18 protein-coding genes are annotated in these 20,840 nt (G+C 65.2%); 8 read left to right on the forward strand and 10 right to left on the reverse strand.

What is annotated here, in order from left to right; translation table 11 throughout:
* Positions 1-10 precede the first annotated feature (10 nt).
* The gene (alaS, locus tag HNS03_RS12460; RefSeq protein WP_367195699.1) at positions 11-2,683 is read right to left on the reverse strand and encodes an alanine--tRNA ligase; all 2,673 of its coding nucleotides are present in this window, start codon (positions 2,681-2,683) and stop codon (positions 11-13) included.
* 194 nt (positions 2,684-2,877) lie between these two features.
* Here alaS and HNS03_RS12465 point away from each other — a divergent pair, with 194 nt between their 5' ends.
* Positions 2,878-3,180: a TM2 domain-containing protein gene (locus tag HNS03_RS12465; RefSeq protein ID WP_367195700.1), complete on the forward strand. Its 303-nt coding sequence runs from the start codon at positions 2,878-2,880 to the stop codon at positions 3,178-3,180.
* Between the two features lie 83 nt (positions 3,181-3,263).
* Here the strand turns inward: HNS03_RS12465 and HNS03_RS12470 are convergent, their stop codons facing one another.
* Genes HNS03_RS12470 through HNS03_RS12490 form a run of 5 tightly spaced genes read right to left on the reverse strand, consistent with a single transcriptional unit; the run spans position 3,264 to position 11,809 of the window.
* Positions 3,264-3,911, reverse strand: a complete 648-nt coding sequence (locus HNS03_RS12470) for a hypothetical protein (protein WP_367195702.1) — start codon at positions 3,909-3,911, stop codon at positions 3,264-3,266.
* Positions 3,912-3,933: 22 nt separating this feature from the next.
* Positions 3,934-5,367, reverse strand: a complete 1,434-nt coding sequence (locus HNS03_RS12475; protein WP_367195704.1) for an FAD-dependent oxidoreductase — start codon at positions 5,365-5,367, stop codon at positions 3,934-3,936.
* Between the two features lie 7 nt (positions 5,368-5,374).
* Complete coding sequence (locus tag HNS03_RS12480) at positions 5,375-6,196, reverse strand: FTR1 family protein (protein ID WP_367195705.1); 822 nt, start codon at positions 6,194-6,196, stop codon at positions 5,375-5,377.
* Positions 6,197-6,198: 2 nt separating this feature from the next.
* On the reverse strand, positions 6,199-9,747 hold the full coding sequence (locus HNS03_RS12485) for a multiheme c-type cytochrome (RefSeq protein WP_367195707.1): 3,549 nt from the start codon (positions 9,745-9,747) through the stop codon (positions 6,199-6,201).
* A 22-nt stretch (positions 9,748-9,769) separates the two neighbouring features.
* Positions 9,770-11,809 (reverse strand): hypothetical protein, encoded by a 2,040-nt coding sequence (locus HNS03_RS12490; RefSeq protein WP_367195709.1) that lies wholly within the window; start codon positions 11,807-11,809, stop codon positions 9,770-9,772.
* Between the two features lie 428 nt (positions 11,810-12,237).
* Between HNS03_RS12490 and HNS03_RS12495 the strand changes: the two genes are divergently transcribed.
* A complete protein-coding gene (locus HNS03_RS12495) occupies positions 12,238-12,768 on the forward strand; it encodes a flavin reductase family protein (protein WP_367195711.1) in 531 nt (176 codons plus the stop codon).
* A gap of 105 nt (positions 12,769-12,873) precedes the next feature.
* Here the strand turns inward: HNS03_RS12495 and HNS03_RS12500 are convergent, their stop codons facing one another.
* A complete protein-coding gene (locus tag HNS03_RS12500; protein ID WP_367195713.1) occupies positions 12,874-13,722 on the reverse strand; it encodes a fumarylacetoacetate hydrolase family protein in 849 nt (282 codons plus the stop codon).
* 257 nt (positions 13,723-13,979) lie between these two features.
* On the opposite strand from HNS03_RS12500, the gene HNS03_RS12505 reads away from it, so the two are divergent.
* The 3 genes from HNS03_RS12505 to HNS03_RS12515 all read left to right on the forward strand — a co-directional run bounded on the left by HNS03_RS12505 (position 13,980) and on the right by HNS03_RS12515 (position 17,505).
* Complete coding sequence (locus HNS03_RS12505) at positions 13,980-16,019, forward strand: heavy metal translocating P-type ATPase (protein WP_367195715.1); 2,040 nt, start codon at positions 13,980-13,982, stop codon at positions 16,017-16,019.
* Between the two features lie 23 nt (positions 16,020-16,042).
* Positions 16,043-16,648, forward strand: a complete 606-nt coding sequence (locus HNS03_RS12510) for a DUF938 domain-containing protein (protein WP_367195716.1) — start codon at positions 16,043-16,045, stop codon at positions 16,646-16,648.
* A 101-nt stretch (positions 16,649-16,749) separates the two neighbouring features.
* Entirely contained in the window at positions 16,750-17,505 is a 756-nt protein-coding gene (locus HNS03_RS12515; RefSeq protein WP_367195717.1) for an SDR family NAD(P)-dependent oxidoreductase, read from the forward strand.
* A gap of 3 nt (positions 17,506-17,508) precedes the next feature.
* On the opposite strand, the gene HNS03_RS12520 is transcribed toward HNS03_RS12515, so the two are convergent.
* A complete protein-coding gene (locus HNS03_RS12520) occupies positions 17,509-17,904 on the reverse strand; it encodes a helix-turn-helix domain-containing protein (protein WP_367195719.1) in 396 nt (131 codons plus the stop codon).
* 66 nt (positions 17,905-17,970) lie between these two features.
* Between HNS03_RS12520 and HNS03_RS12525 the strand changes: the two genes are divergently transcribed.
* Complete coding sequence (locus HNS03_RS12525; RefSeq protein WP_367195721.1) at positions 17,971-18,633, forward strand: cation transporter; 663 nt, start codon at positions 17,971-17,973, stop codon at positions 18,631-18,633.
* A gap of 19 nt (positions 18,634-18,652) precedes the next feature.
* On the opposite strand, the gene HNS03_RS12530 is transcribed toward HNS03_RS12525, so the two are convergent.
* Positions 18,653-19,045, reverse strand: coding sequence for a RidA family protein (locus tag HNS03_RS12530; protein ID WP_367195722.1), 393 nt, complete (start codon positions 19,043-19,045; stop codon positions 18,653-18,655).
* Positions 19,046-19,048: 3 nt separating this feature from the next.
* Positions 19,049-19,372 (reverse strand): hypothetical protein, encoded by a 324-nt coding sequence (locus HNS03_RS12535; protein ID WP_367195724.1) that lies wholly within the window; start codon positions 19,370-19,372, stop codon positions 19,049-19,051.
* A 121-nt stretch (positions 19,373-19,493) separates the two neighbouring features.
* Here HNS03_RS12535 and HNS03_RS12540 point away from each other — a divergent pair, with 121 nt between their 5' ends.
* Together HNS03_RS12540 and HNS03_RS12545 are read left to right on the forward strand one after the other, a co-directional pair.
* Positions 19,494-19,754 (forward strand): recombinase-like helix-turn-helix domain-containing protein, encoded by a 261-nt coding sequence (locus HNS03_RS12540; protein ID WP_367195726.1) that lies wholly within the window; start codon positions 19,494-19,496, stop codon positions 19,752-19,754.
* Between the two features lie 32 nt (positions 19,755-19,786).
* Positions 19,787-20,836 carry a Rieske 2Fe-2S domain-containing protein gene (locus HNS03_RS12545; RefSeq protein ID WP_367195727.1) on the forward strand — a complete coding sequence of 350 codons (1,050 nt, stop codon included), beginning with the start codon at positions 19,787-19,789 and terminating at the stop codon, positions 20,834-20,836.
* Positions 20,837-20,840 lie beyond the last annotated feature (4 nt).

A 20,840-nucleotide genomic window follows, 5' to 3' on the forward strand; every position in this document is an offset into this window, starting at 1 on the left:
AACCGCCATCTTAGGCCGAGGCCGCAATCATCGTCTCGATCGCCGCAATCGCTTTGTCGGCGTCGACGCCGTTCGGTCCACCGGCCTGGGCGAGGTCCGGCCGTCCGCCACCGCCCTTGCCGCCGAGCGCCTCGGCTCCAGTCCGGACCAGATCGACAGCGTTGAAGGTTCCCGTCAGATCGCCGGTCACGCCAACCACGATGCCAGCCTTGCCGTCGTCCGACCGGCCGACGATGACGGCGACCCCGCTGCCGAGCTTCTTCTTGGCGTCGTCCACGAGGCCCTTTAGATCCTTGCCGCCAATGCCATCGACGGCACGGCCGAGGAACTTCACCGAGCCGACCTCTTTCACGTCGCCGGCACCCGCGCCGGCGCCGGAGGGACCCGCCAGCGCCAACTTGCGGCGCGCCTCGGTCAGCTCCCGCTCCAGCTTGCGGCGATCTTCGGCAAGCGCCGCCACGCGATCGACCACATCGCTGGCCGCGACCTTGAGCACACCGGCAACCTCGCGCAGCCGCCGGTCCTGGCCCTGCAGATAATGGCGGGCGGTGTCGGCCGTCAGCGCTTCGATGCGGCGCACGCCGGCGGAGACGGCGCTTTCCGACAGCACCGTCACCAGCCCGATATCGCCGGTGCGGGCGACATGGGTGCCGCCGCACAATTCCATGGAGAAAATGCGCTCGCGGGCGTTGCCCTCGCGCTCGAAGCCCATGGAAACGACCCTGACCTCGTCGGCATATTTCTCGCCGAAGAGCGCCATGGCCCCGGCTTCGACCGCCTCCTCGCGCCCCATCAAGCGCGTGGTCACGCGATCGTTCTGCAGCACGATCCGGTTGGCGATATCCTCAACGGCGGCGATCTCGTCGGCCGTCATCGGCTTGTTGTGGGAGAAGTCGAACCGCAGCCGCTCCGGCGCCACCAGAGAGCCCTTCTGAGCGACATGGGTGCCGAGCACCTGGCGCAGTGCCTCGTGGACCAGATGGGTCGCCGAATGGTTGGCGCGAATGGCGGTGCGACGCGCGGAATCGATCGCCAGATCGACCGCCATGTCGTGCGAAAGCACGCCCTCCTCCACCGTCCCCAGATGAACGAACACGCCCTCCGCCTTCTTCTGGGTGTCGGCCACGACGAAGCGCATGCCGGGCGCGGAGATCACGCCCGTGTCGCCGACCTGGCCACCGGATTCGCCGTAAAACGGCGTCTGGTTCAAAACCACCGCGCCGGTCTGGCCGGCTTCCAGGCGGTCCACTTCGGCCCCCTCCGCGACCAGAGCGGTCACGATCGCCTCCGCCGTGTCGGTTTCGTAGCCCAGGAAGTCGGTCGCGCCGACCTTGTCCTTCACGGCGTACCAGACGGCCTCGACAGCGGCCTCGCCGGACCCGGACCACGCCTTGCGCGCCTCTTCGCGCTGGCGCTCCATGGCAGCGTTGAAGCCCTCCACGTCGACCGTCAGCCCCCGGCTACGCAAGGCGTCCTGGGTGAGGTCGAGCGGAAAGCCGTAGGTATCGTAAAGCTTGAAAGCGGTCTCGCCGTCGAGCGTCGCGCCCTGGGTCAGCGAGGTGGTCGCCTCGTCGAGCAGCGTCAGACCGCGATCGAGGGTGCGGCGGAAGCGGTCCTCTTCCAGCTCCAGCGTCTCGGCGATCAGATCTTCGGCCCGCACCAGTTCCGGATAGGCCCGGCCCATCTCGCGCACCAGCGCCGGCACCAGACGGCACATCACCGGGTCGCGCGCGCCCAGCATGTGGGCGTGGCGCATGGCCCGGCGCATGATCCGGCGCAGGACATAGCCGCGGCCCTCGTTCGATGGCATCACGCCATCGGCAATCAGAAAGCTGGAGGCGCGCAGATGGTCGGCGATGACCTTGTGGCTAACGCGCTGGCCACCTTCGGCCGCAACGCCGGTCACCTCCTCGGAGGCGGCGATCAATGCCCCGAACAGGTCGATCTCGTAGTTGTCGTGGACGCCCTGCAGCACCGCCGCGATCCGCTCCAACCCCATGCCGGTGTCGATCGACGGCCTGGGCAGCGGGATGCGCTCGCCGCCCGGCTGCTGCTCGAACTGCATGAACACGAGATTCCAGATCTCGATGAAGCGGTCGCCATCTTCGTCGGGCGAACCGGGCGGGCCGCCGGGGATTTCCGGGCCGTGATCGAAAAAGATTTCCGAGCACGGACCGCACGGGCCGGTATCGCCCATCTGCCAGAAATTGTCTGAGGTCCCGATCCGGATGATGCGGTCTTCCGGCAGGCCCGCGATCTTCTTCCAGAGGTCGAAGGCCTCGTCGTCCTCGGCATAGACCGTCGCCACCAGCCGGTGCGCCGGCAGCCCGAACTCCTTGGTCACCAAGTTCCAGGCCAACTCGATCGCGCGATCCTTGAAGTAGTCGCCGAAGGAGAAGTTGCCCAGCATCTCGAAGAAGGTGTGGTGGCGGGCCGTATAGCCCACATTGTCGAGATCGTTATGCTTTCCGCCCGCCCGGACGCACTTCTGCGAGGTGACCGCGCGTGGCGGATCACGATGCTCAAGCCCGGTGAAGACGTTCTTGAACTGAACCATGCCCGCGTTGGTGAACATCAACGTCGGGTCGTTGCGCGGCACGAGCGGGCTGGACGGCACGATTTCGTGCCCCTCGCGCGCAAAATAGTCCAGGAATTGGGACCGGATGTCGTTGACGCCGCTCATAAACTCGCCTGTTGGTGCCGGCGGTCTTCGCCGGATGATCGTTTTCCGCGATTTATAGCTGCGACCGGGCCTCTGTCCACCGCGCTTCACAAAAGCGCCCCAAAACGGTGGTCGCAACCAGCGTCATCACAGCCGCCGAAGCTTGCCGGTGCCGCATCCAGCCGATAGGGTCACGCCACATTCGGGAGGGGGCGATGCCGCTCAGCACTGACCAGCAGATTCTCATCGAGTCGCGGATTGCAAACGAACAGAAGAACGTCGTGCTCGCGTACGTTCTCTGGTTCGTGCTCGGCGCCTTCTCCGCCCACCGCTTCTATCTGGGCAAGCCGGGGACGGCCATTCTCCAGATCCTAAGCTATTTCATCGTGGTCGGCGTGGTCTGGTGGGTCGTCGACGCCTTCCTGATTCCGGGCATGATCCAGCGCCACCGCGACGCGCTGCGCCTTCGGCTTCAGGAGGAATATATGCGGATCAACGATACCGGCAGCCCGGTCTGAGCTCTTTTTCGTGCGATTCCACGCCCTTTTCGCGGGCGTGAACGGCGAGATGCTCAACCCGCGCAAAGGCAGAGGCCTTGCTGCTACTGCCCCGCACCGTCCCCGTTTGTGGGAGCGGCTGAAGGAGCCGCCGTCGCGCCGGCATCGGAGCCTTTCAGCATCGTCATGATGGTCTGCGTACTGTTCTTCAAGGCGTCCGGGTCAGCCGGTTTGGCGCCGTAGCCGAACACGCCGGGCTTTCCGCAAGCATCGAGTGCAGACTGCATGGCCCCCGACACCGTCTTCTGATCGTCGGAAGACAGATCGCCCGCCATCGCCGAGGAGAAGGCTTCGGCGGTTACCACCAAGGTCGAGCAGGTCTGATAGGTCTTGACGTTCGCTTGGGCACCGCTCAGCCGTCGGTCGATCTGGTCCACGGTCGCCCGTCGCAACGCCGCTTTGGCCGCATCGGCATCCTTGTTGGCAATCGCGTCGGTAAAGGCCTTGTCGAGATCGGGATCGCCGGCATAGCCGACATCCTTCTGCGAGAGTTGGGTAATGTCGGAGGTAAAGCCCTTATAGGCGGTTTCGACAGCGGCCCAATCGCCCTTGTTTACGGCGGCGAGATAGGCTTCACGCCCCTTAATCAGCGGATCGGATTGCGGCGAGGCGTAGGTGTAGGCTTGCCCCTCGCCTGCCCCCGCGACAACGGCCACTGCGATCAGCGCGGCGACGATCCCTTTGTTGCGCATCAGACGCCCCTCCTATGCTTGCTCAAGCAATGCTCTCGGTTTCGATGACGACCCGTTCGTTGCGATGATCGCGGATCGCACGGCGCCGGTCGGCGCCCTCCAACAGACTGCGCGCGGCAAGCTGGCCCATCTCCATCGCCGTGTCGGTGAAGACGTAACGAAAGCTGCCCTGCCGCCCGCACTGGACCAGATTGTCGATCGCCTCCAGGCGCCGGAACGCCGCCTCCCGCGCGCGCTCATATCCCTTGACCATCAGCGGATAGGCGGTGGCGGCGCGGGTGGAAAAGAACTCGCCTGTCATGGCGGCGGGGTCGATGCCCAAGCGCGAAAGATCATGACGGATACGGGGAAGCAGTACCTCGTCCTCCGCCCCCCAGAGCGGGTCGCCCGGATCGCACGGGATCTCCAGCATCAGCGACGAGCGCCCGGCCGGCGCCATCTCCGGCGAGCGCCGCTTCGGCTCCTGCAGCCGCGTCGCCATGATCCCGGGATCTGAAAGATATTGCCAGGTGAAGGGCGAGACGTCGGCCACGTCCATCGTCACGTTGAAGAAGCGCAAGCCCCGGAATCGGAGCGAACACGTGCCGCCGGTCAGCCGTACCATGTCTGGCAACGGCATGGTGGAGACTACGGCATCGCAGGGGAAAGCGCCGGCGTCGGTTTCCACCCGCGAGATCGCGCTGCCCGAAACCCGAAGCCCGGTCACCGTGACGCCGGTGCGCAACTGCGCCCCCTCCGCCATCACGCGCTCCGCGAGGCGGTCGAAGATCATGCCGAAGCCAAGGCGCGGATAACGGTAGGCGCGGGCATAGGTCCGGACCCCGCTGTGGCGTCCCGGCAGCAGGCGGCGGGCGACATCCTTGAGGTCGACCAGGCTGATGCGCTGCTCCGCCCAATCGCCGGAAAGTGCGCTCGGCTCGATCCCCCAGAGCTTGCGCGTGTAGCCCTCGAAGAAGGTGCGATAGAGCGTCGGGCCGAACCGGGCACGGGTCCAGGTCGCGAAATCCGCCTCCGGGTCGACGGACGGTCGACGGATCGCGGTCCACGCAAGGTCCCGAGCGGCGCTTGCGAGCAGCGAGGGCGGTGCGTTCGCCAAAAGATTGCCGATCGCCAGCGGGTATTCGTAGGTGCGTCCCGCCAGTCGGATCACCGAGCGGCGTTCCGCGGTCAGGAGATCGTCGCCGACGAGCCCCTCCACCAGCGCCAGAAGCTCGGCATTGTGGGTGATGAAGCGGTGACCGCCGAAATCGAACAGATAGGTCCCGGCCCGCCCTTCGAACGCGGTGGTTCCGCCAAGCCCGCCGAGCGCCGATCGCCGCTCCAAGATGGTGACGGCAACACCGTCACGCACCAGCTCGTGCGCCGCCACGAGCCCGGCCGGCCCCGCCCCGATCACCACCACGTGGCGCGGACGGCGCGAAGACCGGAAGCGCTTCGGCTCGGCGGCGTAGGTCATGATCGCCTCACGCCTGCTTCGGCTTCGGCGCAGGGGCATAGGCCCGGTACCAAAGCGAGCCGGCAATCAGCAGGAAGGCGAGCCAGACGCCGAATTGCAATGGCGTGGGAGTTGCCGAATAGCCGAACAACCCGCGCAGGAACTCGCCGACGCCGCCGGTGTCCGGCAGGACCGGCGTCAGGTTGAACAGCGCCGCCGTCGGCCCCGGCAGATAGCTGAGCCCCTGCAGAATGTTCGTGGCCGACGCCAGGAGCCCGGCGGCGATCACGATCAGAAGCAGGCTGGACCATTTGAAGAATTCGCGGATCGGCACGCCGCGGGTGCCACGCAGGAGAAGCCAGACGAACACGATTGCCAGCGCAAAGCCGAGAAGGCCGCCGATCGGCGAAATCACGCTGCCGCCATAGACCAGTGCGGAGAAGAAGAGGATCGTTTCCATCGCTTCTCGCCAGACCGAGATGAACGCGAGGAAAGCAATGCCGAAGATGTTGCCAGTGGAGACGTGCATCTTGAGCTGCTGTTTCGCCGCCCCGGTCGCCTCCTTGGCCTGCTTCTGCATCCAGATCGCCATGTAGGAGAGGACGGCAGCGGCAAGCACCATGATCGTCGCCGTCAGGATCAGCCGGTAGGCGTCGGAGTGGAACTGGTCGACCACGAACTGCAGCACGAAGGCGGCCGCGACCGCCGCCAAAAGGCCTGCGACCACGCCGACGAAGATCCAGACGGCATAGCGCATGGCTTCCAGCTCGCGCAGATAGGCGAGCAGGATCCCGACGAGCAGGAAGGCTTCCAGGCTTTCGCGAAAGGCGATGAGAAAGGTGACGAACATGGTCAGGAACTCCCGATCGTGCGGGTGATGTGGGTCAGTTCGACGGCCTCCGGATCGGGCAGATCCGGATAATTCTTCTGAACGAGGTCGGTGACCGCCTGGGGGAAGACGCGGAACATCAGCTTGACGTCGACCTGAAATGGCCCCTTCGCGCCGGCCGGCAGCGCGAAACGCTCGTCGCGGTGGCCTTTCGGCGGGATCCGCGTGTCGGCCTCCATCCGGCGGTAGTTCCAGAAGTCGACCCCGACGACGTGGCCGGTGCCGTCGCCGAATTTGTCTCCAAACATGCGGGCGTCCGGGTCGAGATGGCCGTCCTTGTCGAGCTTGCCGGAAGCAAGCACCGTCTTGCCGTCCGCGTCCGTGACGGTGACGTCGAGCCAGAGCTCGCGGAAGTCGGCGACGCCGGTCGGCAGCTTGTGGCCGGCGCCGACATTGGTCACGCGCACCACCAGATCGTTGCCGCCCTTATCACCGGCCTGGACGGAGGCATCCACGGTGGCGGCGCGCTTAAGGAGCGCAATCGACATCTGCCGGCGCTTGGGATCGCGCAGGCCGGGAAGGAAATACTGCCCGCCGGGGAAATTGTGGGCGAAATAGTTCGGCTGCACCGGGCCGTTATCCGTCACCCGGCCGGCAATCGGCGTCCCGATCTTAGCGACGTCGGCATGCATATGGCAGTCGAAGCAGGTGCGCCGATCGGCCGGGTTCTTCGGGTTGGCGTAGGGCGAGTTCAGCCACTCGGTGTAGGTGTTGGTGGTCATCGCGCCGACGCCGGGCGTGAACTCGTTGTGGCAGGTGGAACAGAAAATCGGGTCCTTCAGGGCTGCCGGAGAGAACTCCTCATAGTGCACCTCCGGTTCGGCCCGGATCGCGCGGTGCGCGACCCAGCGCACCAGCGGCCAATCGGACTCCTCGCCGGGATAGCGGGCGCGATCGGCAAGGTTCAGGGTCGAACTGGAGTTGCCGCCACCCTGCTCGCCGACCGCCTCGACCTTGTCGACGCGGTGGCAGAACAGGCATCCTGTGCCCTCGTCCAGCGCCCAGGTCCGCTCCTTGAGCTCGTCATAAAGCGACTGGCCGTTCTGGTCGTGGAGGTGGGATACGCCCTCTGTCTTGCGCTGTCCGGCCAAAAGCGACTGGGGCATGTGGCAGCCCATGCACCAGGCACGGAAATCCTCGCCCACGGCCGCCGCCGCCATGTCCTCCAGCGTCTGGTAATAGGGGTTGGATTCCCCCATCAGCCGATGCATCGAGCCCGACCATTCCTCGAAAATCTGGGTGTGGCAGTTGCCGCAGAGCGCGGAATTGACCCACTGGGAATGGTCGACCTCGCCCTTGCCACCATCGGCGCGCAGCCAGGTGGACAGAAGCGGCAGATTGCCCGGCGACGTCACGTAGGCGTGCAGGTCGTGCATCATCGCCGAGACCTCGGGCGTCGGCTTCTCCGGGTCCGTGTTCGGCGTCGGGAAGCGGGTGTCGAAGCCCATGCCGCCCTGGGTTTGGCGGATCATCCGGATATATTCGGCCACGAAGTCGCCCGTGACGAAGGTCTTCAGGCTGAAATGGCCGGGCACGGCATCCTTTTCGACGTCGAGCTTGGTGTCCCGGAACAGGAAGCCGTTGGTGTAGTTGAAGCCGTCCAGATGGCAGCTGGCGCAGCTCATCCAGTTGTCGCCCGCCATCGGCGCCTTCGGAAACGCCGCCGTCCTGGCCAGATGGAAGAGCCGCAATCCGCGCCGCATCTTCGGCGCAAGCGGGTCGGAGGCCACCAGCTTGGCAAAGCTCGGCTTCGCAACGCCGAGCTGAGCGAACGGCCCGCCGCCCCCGGTGGAGAGCGAGGTCACATCCAGGCTCATGGCGTTCTGGACGTAGATGTCCTCGCCCGTCATCGCGATCCCGCGCGGGTTCTCGCCCGGCAACGCCAGGATCTGCGAAGCGTTCGCGCCGCTGGTGCCGCCCGCGCCCTCGTCGCCCGTGACCGGCGGCGCCCGCGACAGATCGAAGACCACCAGGTCCTCGCTGCCGGCCATGGTCACGTAGACCTTGCTGCCATCGTCGGAGAAAGCGGCATCGTACGGATTGGAAACGATGCGCTGGACGTTGCCGCTCTCCACGATGTTGATCTGTTTGAAAAGCTGCTTGCGCCGGTTGACCACCTCGTGCTCGTCGCCCTCGCCCAGCCACAGCACCGAGACCACGGGAAAAACGATCGACTGGAACTGGAACGGGTGGTCGAAATTCCACAGATGATGCGGCAGCCAGGCCTGCTTCAGATCGGGAGAGATCACGATCCGGTCGAGCACGCGGGGAAGGCCTTGCGAGACGGTTTCGTCCGGGTCCTGGCTCTCGGCGAGCTTGATCGTCTTGACCAGCTTCGCCGGCAGCGAGGTGGTGTCGTAGATCGACACGGTTCCGATCAGGGCATGCGTGACCAGCAGGCGGCCGTCGGGCATCAGCGCCAGGCCGCGCGGCGTCGCCGCCACCTCCTGGCGGATGCGGACCGAGCCGTCTTCGCCGATGCCGTAAAGGAGGCCGGCCTCGCTCATGGTGACCCAGAACAGCCGATTGCGGGCGTCATAGACGACGCCGTAAGGCCGGCCGGCCAGCGGCCGCTTCGCTGTCACCTTGAAGGTCTTGGTATCGACCAGATAGAGCGCGTCGCCGGCATGGTCGGTGGCGGCCAGCAGCGTCTCGTCACCGTTGAGGGCGAGCGTGCGGATCTCCGTGCCGAGCATCACCTCGTCGGTGCGCTCACCGGTCTTGCGGTCGATCCGCGAAACCGATCCGCCCTCGAAATTTGCGCTGTAGAGCGCGCTTTTGTCGTTGGAGAGGATCAGCGATCCACTGGTTACTGCGGCCGGTTTCGGTTGGTTGGCGGCGGAAGCACCAGGCGCCGGCGCGAATGCGAAGGCCCCGATCAGCGCGATCCCGCCGACGGCGAACGCGACCCCGATCAGACGCCGCACCAAGCTTTGGCGCCAGGCGTGCCACAGCATAGCCGCCACCAGCGGGATCGCGGTCGCCAGATGCACCAGATGAGCGACCTCTCCCACCTGGGTGCGATCCTCACCGATCACCAACAGCCACAGCCCACACAGGAACATGACCGTCAGACAAATCTCGATCAGGCGGCCGGTCCGTCGGTTGAAGGATCGCCGACTCCACTCCAGATTGCCCCGGTGCAGCCCCCAGAACAGCATGATGACGAGCGGAAACAGGATCACCGCCGCGACGATGTGCACCTCAAGCGCCCATCGTTTCACCGACCAGGGCACCTGGGTGTACTCGGTAATCATCAGTCCGGTGGCAAGCAGCAGGTAGAGGCAGAGCTCCACCGGCGTCATCAGCTTGCGAGCGTAGCGGGTGCGAAACTGGCGCACCTTCTTCTGAAACGGCGTCAATTTCCGCCGTTCGCGCCCCTTCCCATCCCGCCCTTTGCCGTCGCGTCCCGACGCGCTGCGCGTGCGCGCCGGGCGCTCACGACCGCCTTCCGGACGCCCGGCGGCTGCCGGGCGCTCGGATTGGCCGTCGGGTTGCTCGATCTCACTCATGGACGGCGCGCGACGTCCGGCCTCACTTGGCCGCGGAGACGACGGCCTTGGACGCCATCACGGCAGCCCGGCCATGCGCGCCGCCGGCATGGGTGATCGACTTGATGCCGTTCTGGTTAATGTCACCGTCATAGTCCGTTGCGACCATGTGCTCGCCGGTGTCGTTGAGCCATTCGGCAAGCTGCATGCCGCGCCCAACGGTGCGGAACCAGGCGGTGTAGCGCTCGGCGAGATGGGCCAGCGTCAGGGCCTGATTGCTCTCGCCAGTGCGCGAGACCAGATCCAGCATCATCACCCGGATGCCGCCGGACACGGTCCCCGCCTCCCAAGGCGTCACCTCGAACGGCTTGCCGGGCTCGTCGTTGTAGATGCCGAGCGCGGAATCGAACAGGTGTGCTTCCGCGGCGAGGAAGGCGTCGCGAGCCGCGTCGCGGTACTTGCTGTCGCCGGTCGCCAGGAAGGCCGCATCGAAGCCGCGGATCACCGCGAACTGCGTCGCAACCGAATGGCTCGCACCCGCCCCCGTTCCGATCGTATAGCTGTCGGCATAGAGCCCGTCCGCCCCCTTGACCTTGTCGATCAGGAAGTCGGCCTGGGTCTTGATCAGGGACAGAGCCGCCTTGCCCTCGTCGGTGCCGAGCGGCTTGCCGCTGGTGGCGGAGGCGTAACCGACCGGCAGCGCATCGATGGCGCGCTGATAGATCTGCAGCGCAGCCAAGGTATAGGCGGCATCCAGCGTGGTGACGGTGTCGCCCGCCTTGCCGTCTGACCAGGTATCGACCAGGGTTCCGGCATCCTTGTCGAAATGCAGCACCATCAGATTCTGCGTCGTCAGCCGCGTCAGAAGCTGAACCAGGGAGAACGGATCGTCGGCCGCCACGCTGCCGAGCGGATCACCTTCGAGGTTCGCCTTCGGCGCGGACGGGAACGGATCGCCGTCGAACACGGCCAGAAAATCGGCCTTCTGGTTCGTGTTGGCCGGCCGCTGGTCGGAAAAGCCGTAAAACTCGGCAAGCGGCCACAGCATCACCCACTGGGTGCGCAGACTGGAGCCCCCGTCATCGACCTTGGGATCGGCAAGCGCGGTCACCCCATTTTGCTGATCGAGCGTGACGGACACCCTGTTCGGCAGCCAAATCGGGGTCTTGGAAGCGTCGTAGTCGTCCGGGATCTTCGCGCCGAGCGTCTTGCCGTCATAGGCAAACTGGTCGCGGATCATGGTCAGCTTGTCCCATGAGATCTCCGTCAGCATCAGCCCATTGAAGCCGTCGGCTCCGACATCCCCAAGGCCGATGTCGGATCCCTTGTCCATGTCCACGCTGGTCGCATCGACCGGCTCGTCGCCGTCGACCTTGTGCATCTGGCGCAGATAATCCTGTGCCCACAGAACGTCTTTCAGAAGCTCCATGCCCGCGGCCTGAGGCGTAAAGGCGTTCTGGAACCCGTCGCTGGGCCAGCGCAGAGAGGCGTAGTCGCGAAAGTAGGCCGGCAGCACCGCCTGGATCGACTTCTGCTCGCCGGTGTCGGTGAGAATCTCCATCGGCGTCGTGGCCTGGGTCGCGATATCGACCGGCGCGGCAAATTCCGGCTTGCCGCCCGCAAGGGGAAACGAGATCGGATAGAAATTCTGCGGCAGGTCGTCCGGCGTCTGCCCGGCGGCAGTCGCAAGCCCGACTACCCGCTTGCCGAGAGCTTCCATCACGTTGCCGGAGCCGGCGCGCGCCTTGTTCACCGGCCCGTTGGCGATGTGCGGCCCCATTCCCGACTGGTAGTTCACCGCATACATCGCCTCCTCGGAAAGCTCGTAGGAGTCGATACCGGCGGCAAAGTCGAACGGATCGGGCTTATTGGCCTGGTCGGGATCGAGCACGTCGAGATTGAGACCGAGCCCTTCGGCAAGCGGCTCGCCGGACAGCTCGAACTCGGTATAGGCGAACATTCCCGCCGCCGTATCCCACGTCGCATCCGTCACCTTCACGCTCGCCGCCTCTTGAGCGAGCACCGGCCCGCTCGCGACCACCGCAACGCAGACGATCGGCACGGCCTTCCAGGAAAACACCATCGGATCACCCCTTTTCGCCGGGACAAGCAGACGCAAACACACGTGCGGCGGGCATCCCTCAAGGATGCTGCCGCCCACGCCTCGTCACTTGCCTGACATCTGTCGGCGCCAATTCGGCACCGTCACCCCTGCCAAGGTTGATAGACCCGCACATTCCAGTAAAACAATCCCAAAATTTCTCGGGTTGCCGATGAAAGAGAGAATCTCTAGCGACGTCGCTTAGAGATGCGCGTTTATTAGAAATTCGTGATCTTATTTTATACTTATTCTAAATTAGAATCTATAAAACATCGCGAGGGTTCGGCCGCATGCGGACGCACCAACACTGAAAAATGGCTGTCGTGACGGAACGCGGGGCGGAATGTGAAGGCAAGATGAGCGGCCTAAAGCGCGCGGCATCACACGGCGGCCGGGGCAAGGGGGTATCGATGGGCACTGAACGCGAGCCGATCCTGCGGCAGCCTTACCACGAGACGGTGACGACCGAGACTTATCACGAGGCGATGAGCCGGCTCGGCGCGGCTGTCTCGATCGTGACGACCGACGGGCCGGCGGGGCGCTGCGGCCTCACGGTCTCGTCGGTGACATCGGTCTCCGACCATCCGCCGATCGTGCTGACCTGCATCAACCAAAACGCCCGGACCTGCGAGATCCTGACCCGGAATAGCGTGTTCGCCGTCAACGTGCTGGGCGCCGGCAGCGAAACGCTGTCGAACGCCTTTGCGGGGCGGCATGGCTACGCCATCGAGGAGCGCTTCGCCCAGGGCGAGTGGTGCGATCACATCGAGGGAACCGGCGCGCCGGTCTTGCACGGTTCCCGCGTGACCCTCGATTGCAAAGTCGTCGACCGGATCGATTCCGGCACCCACCGCGTGTTCTTCGGGCAGGTCATCGCGCTGCATTTCGGCGGCGAGACTCCTGCCCTGCTCTATCTGGACCGTGGCTACCGGGCGCTGTGAGCGGGTTCACGGGAAGGATTTCGCGCTCACGCCCGCTCGCACCCCGTGCAGCTCCGCCAGACGAATGGGAATCGGCTTTTTGTCCCAGTCCTCTCCAAGATGCCTCTACGCTTCGGCAACCACCGGATTGCGCAGCGTTCCGACGCCGGAGATCTCGACCTCCACGACGTCGCCGTCCTTCATATAGACCGGCGGTTGGCGCTTGAAGCCGACGCCGCCCGGCGTACCGGTCACGATGACGTCGCCGGGCTCCAGCGGCAGCACGGTGGAGATATAGGAGATCAGCGCCGGAATCGGAGTGATCAGAAGGTCCGTCGTCGCCTGCTGCATGACGGTCCCGTTGAGCCGGGTCGTGAGCGTGAGCGCGGCGGGATCGGGGATCTCGTCGGCCGTCACCATCCACGGCCCGAAGCCGCCGGTCGCGACGAAATTCTTGCCCGGGAAGAACTGGCTGGTGTGGCCCTGCCAATCGCGGATGCTGCCGTCATTGTAGCAGGAATAGCCGGCGACATGGCTTAGCGCATCGGCCTCCGCGATCCGGCGGCCGGCCTTGCCGATGATAACGGCGAGTTCGCCCTCATAGTCGAACTTGTCGGATTCCCGTGGCTTCACCAACGGCTCGCCGTGGCCGATCTGGCTTTCCGGATAGCGCGTGAACAGCGTGGGATGGGCGGTCACGCTACGGCCGGTCTCCGCCACGTGGTCGTGATAGTTAAGACCGACGCAGATGATCTTGCCCGGATCGGTGATCACCGGCTCGAAGCTGACGTCGGAGAGCCGCACGTCGGGCGAGGCGTATTCGGCAACCGTGGTGATCGGATCCAGGCCGTCGGTCGCCAGCAGCGCCTTCAGGGTCGGCGCATCGTCGACGCGACTGGCAAGGTCAATGATCGCATCCTCCTTCACGATGCCGTAGCCGGATCTTCCCTTCCAGCTGTACGAAACGAGCTTCATAAGCCTCTGCCTTTATCATTGGTGCGTTCTGATTGGCCGGCGACCGAGGTTGGAGCTTCGGGTCACCGGGCGCGCGACTGTAGCGATTCAAAAGCTTAATCGCCATCGCGCCCCGCCGATATCGGAGTAGCCAAGTCCGCTAAAGACCGCGACAATAGACGCTGATGAGTCCTGATCCTGCCCCGTCTCCCGTCACTGTCGCGCACGAGTTGCCGCGCCGCCTCCGCGTCAAGCTTCCAGCTCTCCGTCGGCACGCCGTGGACACAACACCGCTCGAGCGCGCCCTGTCGGCGATCGACGGCGTGCGCTCCGTTCGTATCAACGCAAAGGCGGCCAGCGTTGCGATCGAGCACGACGGCCGGGCGGCAACACGGCAGACAATCCTGGATCGCCTTAGCCGGTTCGACGACGCCACGCTGCCCGCGCGCCAATCCACCCGCGCCGGGCCGAAAGGCCTGGTCGCCCTGGCAATGCGACCAGCGATCCTGGCAGCGCTGGTGGTACTGCCGCCACCGCTGCGCCTCGCACTCACCTGGGTGACGGTCGGCCCACGGGTCCTGCGCGGCGCGCACGCGTTGGTGACCAGGGGCCTGACCGTGGAGGTTCTGGACGCGCTTGCCGTCGGCCTCGGCGCCGCCCGCGGACAGGCCGTCACGGCGGTGATGACCGACACTTTGATGGGCGGCGGCGAATATCTCGAGGCGACCACGGAGCGCCACTCCGAAGAGATCCTGGAGGATCTGCTTACCCCGCATCCACATGCCGTCTGGGTCGAACGGGACGGAAGCGCCTGCGAGGTGCCGTTCGAAACGGTGGCGGAGGGCGACGTCGTGCTGGTCACAGCGGGTGAACTGGTCGCGGTCGACGGAACGGTCCTCGACGGCACCGCGCTGGTCAATCAGGCTTCCGTCACCGGCGAAAGCGTCCCCGTCCGCAAGGAAGCCGGCGCACAGGTGATTGCCGGCAGCGTGCTGGAGAGCGGACGGCTACGGCTCAAAGCCGAGCAGGTCGGCGATGCGACGACCACGGCTCGCATCGCCTCCTTCATCCGCGACTCCCTCACCGCCTCGACGGAAACGGAGCGCGTCGCGGAGAAATATGCCGACAAGCGCGTCGCCTTCACCGTCGGGCTCGGTGTGATCACCTTTCTCCTGACCCGCGATATCAACCGTCTCGTGTCGGTGTTCCTGATCGATTACGCCTGCGCCATCAAGCTGAGCGCACCGGTGGCGATCCGCTCCACGATGGCCCAGGGCGCCAAGCGCGGCGTCCTGATCAAGGGCGGTCCCAGCATCGAACAGCTTTCGAAGGCCGACACCTTCGTGTTCGACAAGACCGGCACGCTCACGCGCGGCACCCTCACCGTTACCGACATGGTGCCGCTGAGCCCCGACGACTGGCCGGAAGAGCGGCTGTTCACGCTCGCCGCCTCGGTCGAGGAGCACACCCGCCATCCGATCGCCAGGGCGATCGTGGAGGAAGCCCATCGCCGCCACGTGGGCCACATCAGCCATGGCGACATCGACGTGGAGCTCGCCCACGGCCTGAAGACGACGGTGGACACGAAAGAGGTTTTGATCGGCAGCCGGCACTTTCTGGAGGACCATCACGGCATCGGCTTTTCCACCTTCGATGCCGTCGTGGACCGGCTCTCCGCAGAGGGGAAGCTGTTGTTGTTCGCGGCCGCCGACCACCGGCCGATCGGCATCATCGGGCTTCGCGACGAACTCCGGCCCGACGCGATCGAGACGATGCAGCGGCTGAGGACGGCCGGCGCGGGTGACCTGGTCTTGTTGTCCGGCGACCGCGAAGCGCGTGCGGATGCGCTCGGCCACGCGCTCGGCATGGACCGCGTGATCGCGGAGCTGGAGCCGAAGCAGAAGGCGGAAATCGTGGCGGATCTCAAGGCCCGTGGCCGCGGCGTCGTCTTCGTGGGCGACGGCGTCAACGATGCTCCGGCGCTGGTGACCGCGAACGTGGGCATCTCCATGCCCCAGGGCGCCGACATCGCCCGCGCGACCGCCGACGTGCTGCTGATGGAGGATCGGCTGGCCGCCGTCGCCGATGTGCGCGAAGCGGCAGCCCAGGCGATGCGGGTGATCCGAGTAAATTTCAATCTCGCGATCGGGATCAACACCGCCCTGTTCGCGCTCGCCTCGCTTGGGCGGCTGTCGCCGGTCGCGGCCGCGGCCCTTCACAACGGCTCCACCATCGCCCTCCTAGGCTACGCCTTGACCGCGACGCGGTTTCCGAAGAAAGCCACGCAAGAGACCATCAATCGATCAGCCTCGTCCTGACCGACCCATCGAGCGGAGGCCGAATGTCCGACGATCTGCGTAACCACGCACCCGCTGCCGACCGCAACAAGGAGGCGATCCTTGCCGTCCTGCGCAAGGTGCTGCCGCCCTCTGGCGAAGTGCTGGAGATTGCCAGCGGCACCGGCCAGCACATTGCGCATTTCGCCGAGAACCTGCCAGCGCTCTCGTTCCAGCCAAGTGAACCGGACGTCGGCCAACACACCTCGATCCATGCCTGGGCAACCCAGGTCAGCGCGACCAATGTCCGCGCGCCAATCGCCCTCGACGTCATCGCAGGACCCTGGCCGGAGATCCGCGTAGACGCCGTCCTGTCCGCCAACATGATCCACATCGCGCCCTGGGCGGCGACCCCGGCCTTGATGCAAGGGGCCGCCCGGATCCTGCGCCCAGGCGGGGTGTTGGTTCTCTACGGACCCTATCTGCGCGATGGCCACGAGACAGCGCCCTCCAATCTCGCCTTCGATGCCGATCTGAAGGCGCGCAATCCGTCCTGGGGCCTGCGGCGTCTGGAAGACGTGGAGGCAGAAGCGAACAAGGCGGGCTTCGAGCTGGAGCGCGTGGAAGAGATGCCCGCGAACAATCTAACGGTGGTGTTCCGCAAGAGCTGACCCACCGCAACCGCGATCCGACGACGCAGGCTTGGATCGATTGTGCGGGCGGTGCGTTCTGTCCGCGCGGGGGGCTCGTTCGGAGCAAACAGGAGCCACCGATGCAACGCTTCAAGGACAAGGTCGTGATCGTCACCGGAGCCGGATCGGGAATCGGTGCGGCCACCGCCCGCCGATTTTCCAGCGAAGGCGCGAACGTGGTTCTCGTCAGCCGGTCCCAGACGGCCGCCGAGGTCGCCTCCGAACTGCCGAAGGAACGGACATTGGCGATGGAAGTGGACGTCTCCAAGCCCGGGTCCGGCGACGCGATGATATCGGAGACGCGCGACCGGTTCGGACAGCTCGACGTGATCGTGAACAATGCCGGCGTGGTGGAAACAGGCCCGCCAGAGGCGTTCAGCGATCAGCAGTGGACGTCTGTCGTGGCGACGGATCTCGACGGTGTCTTCTATGGCTGCCGCGCCGCGATCCCCGAGTTGGAAAAGACCAAGGGCTCGATCGTCAACACGGCATCGGTCTCAGGCGTCGGCGGCGACTGGGGCATGCTGCCCTACAATGCCGCCAAGGGTGGCGTGGTCAACCTGACCCGCGCGCTCGCTCTCGACCTGGGCGAGCGCGGCATTCGCGTCAACGCGGTCTGTCCGACCGCGACGCGTACGCGCCTGACGGAAGACATGATGCAGGACGAGGAAGAAATGGCGAAGTTTCGCGAGCGGATCGCGCTCCGCCGTCCCTGCGAACCGGAAGAAGTGGCCACCGTGATCGCCTTCCTCGCCAGCGACGATGCGAGCTTCGTAACCGGCGCCAACATCCCCGTCGACGGGGGACTCACCGCCTCCAACGGCCAGCCGGCCTGACGATCAAGGCGCCAGCGCATCGAGAATACGGCAGTCGGCAACGGTTCCCCGGCGGCACTGATCGAGCAGATCCGTCAACTCGTCGCGAAGCGCGGTGAGATTTCTGATCTTGCGCTCGATCGCCGCTAGGTTCTGACGCGCAATCACGTCGACGGCCTCGCAGGAGCGGTCGCGCTCATCGGACAAGCTCAACAGTTCGCGGATCTGATCGAGCGAAAAGCCGAGATCCCGTGCCCGGCGGACAAAGCTCAAGCGCCCGAGATGGGCTTCGTCATAGCTGCGGTAATTGCCCGCCGTCCGTGCCGGCGCCTGAAGCAGGCCGATCCGCTCATAGTAGCGGATCGTCTCGACCTTGGTACCGGTCCGCTGGGCGAGGTCGCCGATAGAGATATGTGCCATGGCTTGACCCTGTAGTGACTACAGGGTCCATATGGGTGACCGGCTTACGTTCGAACAGGTGAGGCAATGGCCGGTTGTTGCCACGATACAGATTGCGGATCAGAAAACGGCGAGCGGCCAGCCGCCGGCTGGCGCCGGGTTCTCTGGATCGCCCTTGCGATCAACGGCGCGATGTTCCTGGCGGAGATCATCGCCGGCGTCGCGGCCGGATCGGCCTCGCTTCAAGCGGACGCAATCGATTTCCTCGGGGACACCGCCAACTACGCGATCAGCCTCGGCGTAGCCGGGCTCGCGCTGCAATGGCGGGCCCGCGCGGCGCTCGTAAAGGGCGGCTCACTCGCAGGACTCGGCCTACTCGTTTTAGCAACTACAGCCTGGCACGCCGTGGCGGGCACTCTGCCGCAAGCAGAGACAATGGGGATCGTCGGTGTCCTGGCGCTTCTGGCCAACGCAGGCGTCGCCCTGCTCCTGTTCCGCTTTCGCACCGGCGACGCAAACATGCGGTCGGTCTGGATCTGCTCGCGCAATGACGTAATCGGAAACCTGGCCGTCCTGGCCGCCGCTGCCGGGGTGTTCGGCACCGGAACCGCCTGGCCCGACTTGATCGTCGCCGCAATCATGGCGACGCTGGGCGTGACGGGCGGCTGGCACATCATCCGGCATGCTCGCCGTGAGCTCCAGACGACAGATGCCGCTGAGACACTCGCACAGCCGACCCACGCCCTTTGAGGACCGGCTGCGCGAATCTTTAGAGGTGCGCGATCGCGTCAACCTCGACCAGCAACCCTTCCTGGATAAAGCCCGAGACCTCCAGAAAGGTCGATGCCGGCAGCGGCTCCGCGATGAAGACCTCTTTGCGGGCGGCGCTGACCTCCGCGCGCTGGGTCATGTCGGTGACATAGATCGTCAGCTTGACGATCCGCTCCCGGGCACCTCCGGCGGCTTCGATCAGTGCGACAGTGCGACGAAGCGCCTCGCGGGTCTGCTCCAGCATCGAGTTCCCGCCCACGATGCCGTCCGGCCCGCCGGCATGCATGCCCGAAACGTAGACGATGTTGTCGACCACCACGGCATTGGAAAACACGCCCGGCGGCGGTGACGGCACATCCGGTGCGGAGACGGCTCTGATCTCGGACGCCATGAATCAGTCCCGCCCCGTCTTTTCTTTCCATTCCCGCGTCAGCCGCTCGCGCACGGGAAGAAAATCGTAGGTCGGGAAGAACTCGGTGGAGAACACGCCCCAGGCCCGGCGCTCCAGCTCGACGTTCACCTTCGGCAGGATTTCCGGCGGCATCTTGAGGGTAACCACCTGCCCGATGCCCATCACCACATTCCACGACAATATTTCCGCACCCTCGGGCGGGAAGCCCGTCCACCACTCTTGATCGGAGAGATGTTCCTGAATCTCCTCAAGGTTTTGGGACTGATCGTGTCTCAGAAAGACCGTGAGCATGATGTGATCTGTCATGGGCACCCGCATTCGCCGATCCGGCGTCCTTAGAAAAGATGTTGCTTGGATACCAATCTTGAGCCACTATAGCAAATAACGAACGTATCGTTCAATAATGAACATTTTCCGGAGACTTCCGATGCAGGATCCCGCCCTTAAGAACCAGTCGCGCGGCCGCCCGCTGACCGAAGCTGAGGCCACGCTCGCCGCGGATTTGGAGAGCATCTACGAGCGCGGCATTCACGACTTCGCCGTGGTCGTGGACGAGCTGAACAAGAAAGGCACGCGTCGGCCGTCCGGTGACACCGGCGCTTGGACGCTGGATGTGTTCGAGGCCGAGCTGAAGGCGATCAACGCCTCCCACGACGCCGCCTACGAGGAAAACGGGATCGGCGCCTAATCTAAGCGCTGACGATTCGGGGACCATCTGCCATGACTGCCAATCAAACCGGGCGCGATGCCGTCGAAAGCTATCTGAACCAGGGTCTGCGCGGTGTCTGGGCGCCGATCTGCAAGTCCGTCCAAGTGAAGGCGGGTGCGCCGTTCGGCACCAAGATTGCCGGAGAGAACCTCGTCCTGTGGCGAGATGCGGACGGAAAAGTGCGCTGTGTGGAGGATTTCTGCCCCCATCGCGGCGCCAAGCTCTCGCTCGGCGAGGTTCAGAACGGCAACGTCGCCTGCCGCTATCATGGCGTGACGGTGAACGGGGAAGGCACCATCGTTCGGGTGCCGGCGATGCCGGAGTGCGCTTTGGAGGGACGGCGTCCCTTGAAGAGCTTCGAGGCCACCGAGTGCGCCGGTGCGGTGTTCGTCTATCTGCCGAGCGCCGACCAGCCGGAGGCGCCGGAGTTCCGGCCGCCTGAGGAGTTCGTCAGCGACGAATGGCAGGCGTTCGCGTGCATGACGCACTGGGACTGCAGCTACCGGGTGAGCCTCGATAATGCCGCCGACCCGATGCACGCCTCCTATCTGCACGCCGATTCCTTCACCCTCGCCTACGGCTCGAAGCAGGACACGATGCGGCTGGAACGCACCGACACCGGCTTCACGATCGAGCGGGTTAATCAGCGCGGCGTGAACTTCGACTGGACGGATGTGGTCGTCGATCCCGGCATGGTCTACTTCCGCCTGGATATCCCCTACCCGGACGGCGCCGGCCCCGGCGGCCCCTTCCGCATCATCGGCTTCGCCGTCGCCATCGACGAAAACACCCACTACTCCTTCTTCTGGCGCTGCCGGAAGGTGCAGGGCCTGGCCGCGGAATCCTGGCGGTTTCTCTATCGCGCCTTCCTGGAAGATCGGCACTGGCACGTCCTGGAGCAGGACCGCGTGATGCTGGAATCCATCCCGGCCGACGCCCGCAAGCGCGAGATGCTCTATCAGCACGACATCGGCGTCTCCCGCCTGCGCCAGATGATGGTCCGCAAGGCGAAGGAGCATCTGAAGGCCGAAGCCGCGCAGCTCGAACAGCAGTCCGCCTGACGGC

The sequence above is a fragment of the Amorphus sp. 3PC139-8 genome (assembly GCF_040750475.1).
GTDB lineage: Bacteria > Pseudomonadota > Alphaproteobacteria > Rhizobiales > Amorphaceae > Amorphus.

Coding starts and splice junctions, on each gene's coding strand:
- HNS03_RS12500 (WP_367195713.1), bottom strand. CDS start 13,722: ATGAAGCTCGTTTCGTACAGCTGGAAGGGAAGATCCGGCTACGGCATC.
- HNS03_RS12535 (WP_367195724.1), bottom strand. CDS start 19,372: ATGACAGATCACATCATGCTCACGGTCTTTCTGAGACACGATCAGTCC.
- HNS03_RS12520 (WP_367195719.1), bottom strand. CDS start 17,904: ATGGCACATATCTCTATCGGCGACCTCGCCCAGCGGACCGGTACCAAG.
- HNS03_RS12525 (WP_367195721.1), top strand. CDS start 17,971: ATGGCCGGTTGTTGCCACGATACAGATTGCGGATCAGAAAACGGCGAG.
- HNS03_RS12495 (WP_367195711.1), top strand. CDS start 12,238: ATGGGCACTGAACGCGAGCCGATCCTGCGGCAGCCTTACCACGAGACG.
- HNS03_RS12490 (WP_367195709.1), bottom strand. CDS start 11,809: ATGGTGTTTTCCTGGAAGGCCGTGCCGATCGTCTGCGTTGCGGTGGTC.
- HNS03_RS12545 (WP_367195727.1), top strand. CDS start 19,787: ATGACTGCCAATCAAACCGGGCGCGATGCCGTCGAAAGCTATCTGAAC.
- HNS03_RS12470 (WP_367195702.1), bottom strand. CDS start 3,911: ATGCGCAACAAAGGGATCGTCGCCGCGCTGATCGCAGTGGCCGTTGTC.
- HNS03_RS12465 (WP_367195700.1), top strand. CDS start 2,878: ATGCCGCTCAGCACTGACCAGCAGATTCTCATCGAGTCGCGGATTGCA.
- HNS03_RS12515 (WP_367195717.1), top strand. CDS start 16,750: ATGCAACGCTTCAAGGACAAGGTCGTGATCGTCACCGGAGCCGGATCG.
- HNS03_RS12530 (WP_367195722.1), bottom strand. CDS start 19,045: ATGGCGTCCGAGATCAGAGCCGTCTCCGCACCGGATGTGCCGTCACCG.
- alaS (WP_367195699.1), bottom strand. CDS start 2,683: ATGAGCGGCGTCAACGACATCCGGTCCCAATTCCTGGACTATTTTGCG.
- HNS03_RS12485 (WP_367195707.1), bottom strand. CDS start 9,747: ATGAGTGAGATCGAGCAACCCGACGGCCAATCCGAGCGCCCGGCAGCC.
- HNS03_RS12475 (WP_367195704.1), bottom strand. CDS start 5,367: ATGACCTACGCCGCCGAGCCGAAGCGCTTCCGGTCTTCGCGCCGTCCG.
- HNS03_RS12540 (WP_367195726.1), top strand. CDS start 19,494: ATGCAGGATCCCGCCCTTAAGAACCAGTCGCGCGGCCGCCCGCTGACC.
- HNS03_RS12510 (WP_367195716.1), top strand. CDS start 16,043: ATGTCCGACGATCTGCGTAACCACGCACCCGCTGCCGACCGCAACAAG.
- HNS03_RS12480 (WP_367195705.1), bottom strand. CDS start 6,196: ATGTTCGTCACCTTTCTCATCGCCTTTCGCGAAAGCCTGGAAGCCTTC.